This is a genomic window from Blastomonas sp. (assembly GCF_041747255.1).
In the GTDB taxonomy this organism is placed as follows: domain Bacteria; phylum Pseudomonadota; class Alphaproteobacteria; order Sphingomonadales; family Sphingomonadaceae; genus Blastomonas.
Genome location: NZ_JBGTFM010000430.1, coordinates 1 through 3,213, shown reverse-complemented (window position 1 = coordinate 3,213; position 3,213 = coordinate 1). Strand labels below are relative to the sequence as shown.

Annotated in this window: 2 protein-coding genes; both read right to left on the bottom strand. The window is 60.7% G+C overall.

Translation table 11 applies throughout. From position 1 onward, the window contains the following. Positions 1 to 353: 353 nt before the first annotated feature. Positions 354 to 2,396, bottom strand: a complete 2,043-nt coding sequence (locus ACEW8G_RS14530; RefSeq protein WP_373489118.1) for an amidohydrolase family protein — start codon at positions 2,394 to 2,396, stop codon at positions 354 to 356. Between the two features lie 125 nt (positions 2,397 to 2,521). Further along, positions 2,522 to 2,989: a hypothetical protein gene (locus ACEW8G_RS14525; RefSeq protein WP_373489117.1), complete on the bottom strand. Its 468-nt coding sequence runs from the start codon at positions 2,987 to 2,989 to the stop codon at positions 2,522 to 2,524. Between the last annotated feature and the right edge of the window lie 224 nt (positions 2,990 to 3,213).

Here is a 3,213-nt window from a genome sequence, read left to right as displayed (position 1 = left end):
TGACATGAGCGAATGGATTGGCGACAATATCGGCATCCTCGAAATGGGTTTCACCGGCGCGGTGGTGCTCGGCCTGCTCGCCTGGCAATATTGGACGGTGCGTGATGCGGGCAAGCCGCCCAAGGATAGCGAGTAGCGCGCATGTTTTGCGCACCAGCCTGATTGACCATGACTGAACCCTTGCGCGTACGTCCCTCGACTTCGCTCGGGAACGCGGCAAGGGGGAGGGCACCCAGATCAGGTGCGCACAAGATTATCTGCACGACCTCCCTACCGCCGTCTGTCCCGAGCGAAGTCGAGGGACGTTTGCACTGCCTTGGCGTAATGCGCTTACCCCCAACGGTGCGCAGCAATCATGGCATCCTCACATCAGGCTTGGTCGCAAAGGGCCGGATGCCAAACTCAGGATAAACCTCGCTGGGATAATAAAACACGCCGTCCTTGGCGACCATGCGGATCGCCTTGATGGCCTTGAGGTCCTGCGTCGGATCGCCCTGGATCAGGAAGAAATCCGCCAGCTTGCCCTTTTCAATGCTGCCCAGCGACTGGTCCTGCTTCAAATACTGGGCCATGTCATAAGTTGCCCGGCGCAAAATCTGGGCGGGGGTAAAGCCTGCTCGCTGATAGAGTTCCAGTTCGCGGTGAAAACTGAAGCTGCCGCCCAGATCGGTGCCGGGGATCAGGAATATGCCCGATTCGTGCATCTTGCGGATGGTCGCTGCAATCTGGTCGAACGCGCCGCGATAGGCGCGGTCATCGGCGGCGTTCTCGATGTTCGACCACGCCTGTTTGGCGCTGCGCTGCACACCCACCGGCATGTGATCGACATAATCGACCATGCCCGGTGACACGCTGCCATTGCGCGAGAGCAGCAGCGCTTCATGGATCGCGAAAGTCGGGTCGATCGTGACCTTGTTTGCGACCATCGCACTTATCGTTTTTGACACTTTCGCGCTGTTGAGGTCGAGCGTGGGCAGGCGCTTCAATGCGGTCAGCCGAAGCAAAGTGCGGGTGTCTTCCTCAGGCTCAAGCACCCAGCCCAGCATCACCTGGTTGATGTGGGTCATTTCGTCGTAACCCGCTGCGATCATTGCATCGGCGTTGGTAAAGGCGGGGACATGGCCCATGACATGCAGCCCCAAAGCCTTGGCCTCGGCGACCAGCGCCGGAATCCATTCGGGGTTCATGCTGTTGTAGATCTTGATCGCCTGATAGTCGCGCGCCGCATAGAAGCGCGCGGCATCGATGGCCTCGGCCTGGCTGGTCACCAGCTTGCCGTTGTTCGAACTGAACGGGCTTTTGCCTTCGATGAAGCCCGAGCGGATGATCCGCGGCCCGGCGAGCACGCCGCTTTCGATCCGCTCAACCAGTCCCTCGAGCACCTCGATCTCGTTGCCCATGTCGCGCACCGAGGTAATCCCGGCGAGGATGTTGAGCATCGCGTCTTCCTGGCCGATATGACCATGCATTTCATACAGGCCAGGCACGAGCGTGCCACCATTGCCGTCGATGGTAACCTCGCCTTCGGTCGCAGGGCTGTTGACCGGCAGCACAGCAGAGATGCGCTGTCCGCTGACGACGACCGATCTGGGTTCGGTCAGTGCCATCGCGACAGGATCAAACAGCCGCACATTGGTGATGCGCACGGGTGCCTTGTAGCTGTTCGCCGCCTTGGCCTGCATCTTGACGAAGCGTTCGGTCGAGTATTTTACCGCCAGATCGCGCAGCTTGAGGTCTTCGCCTTCGAAGCCCTTGCGCACGAACACCGCACGCGGCGAAATCGCGGCGAACAACGCGCCTTTGTCGTCGAGCAGGAAGTAGCCGGGATCGAGATCATTGCCCGACAGGGCGTAGGAGGTGACTGTCATCCCGCCATCGGGGCCGGTCAACTCGATCTTTTCCAATTCCACCAGGCTCAGCGCTCCGCCCGGCAGAGCTGGCAGCGAACGATCCGCATCCTTGAGCAGAGCCCGCGCGTAAAGGCCCGCCGCCCATGGGCTGCCTTCCTGTGCGACATAGATTGCCGGCCCTGATGGTCTTGCGGTGCCGCTGCCGGTTGAGTCGGTCCAGCGCGCAACGCCGCGCTCCATCGTGAAGCTCTCGTTGATGGCGTTGCCGAAGGTGGAGTTGCCGGTGATCTTCCAGCTGACCGGCATGCCATTGGCATCCAGTCTAAGCTCTTCCTTCATTGTCGGTCCGCGACCATTGTTCTTGAAATCGAAATCGATCTTGACGGTGTCGCCGCTGCGCACAGTATCAAGGTGCCCGACCCGCGCGCCGCCGATGATGACGGTGAAATTCTCGGTCGTCTCTGCCTGCGCCTGGGCTGTGCCAAGCAATGGCGCGATCGCCAGTGCCAGCGCGATGGATCCGAATTTCAATGTGCGAACCGCCATGGCCAGCCCCTCTTGTTGTTTCTGTTTGAATAAACCAGACACTGCGCGAGGCGAGGCGCGTTGGCAAGGTGACGAAACGCAAATCCTCCCCGCCGCTAAGCTGCGGGGAGGATAGGCCTGAGCGTTCAGCTGGAAGGCATGCTTCCGGCGCTGAGTTCGGCCATCAGGTTGTTGTGGTCTTCAGCAGCGACCGCGAGCACATGCGCGCGCACTTCATCGTCACGCTTGGCAATGCTCTTGCTAAACTGCTTCTCACCAGCGGCGCAGCGGCCGTTGGTCTGGCCCTCAAGCACCTTGGCGGGCACCAGGGTGCGCACGACGTGGCTGCCCGCGCCCGCTGGTTGCTGCAGGTGACGTTCCACCATCACAGTGGCGCTCCACAGGCAGCGCGCTGTGTTGGGGCGGTTGGGGGTCATGTTGCCGATCTGGCGATGGCTGACCGTCGTACGCGGCTGATAAACGGCGGTGACGGCGCGGTCACCGTGAGTGACGGCAACCTCGTGCTGGAAGGTTGCAGTGTTTCCGGCCAATGCCGGGCTTGAGAGGGCTGCTACTGACAGAGCCGCTGCTGTGGCGGTCATTATGGTTTTCATGGGTATTGGTCCTTTCCAATGGATGTAAGCATTGGTCAGGATGCGCAGAGGTTAAGGTTCAACAGTTCCGGGCCGAACGCCCGGGATGAAATACGCATCCCGTTACGTTCCGACATCACGCGGGACAATCGCTTGATCATCCCGCGCCAGAGGGGCCCGGCCCGCGTGACCTAACATGGTCGGCCATTCGCTGATGTCAACAGCTAGCGAGCTTTGCTGCGCAA

Excerpts from the sequence above, each read along its gene's own strand:
- ACEW8G_RS14530 (WP_373489118.1), bottom strand. The coding sequence starts at position 2,396 with ATGGCGGTTCGCACATTGAAATTCGGATCCATCGCGCTGGCACTGGCG.
- ACEW8G_RS14525 (WP_373489117.1), bottom strand. The coding sequence starts at position 2,989 with ATGAAAACCATAATGACCGCCACAGCAGCGGCTCTGTCAGTAGCAGCC.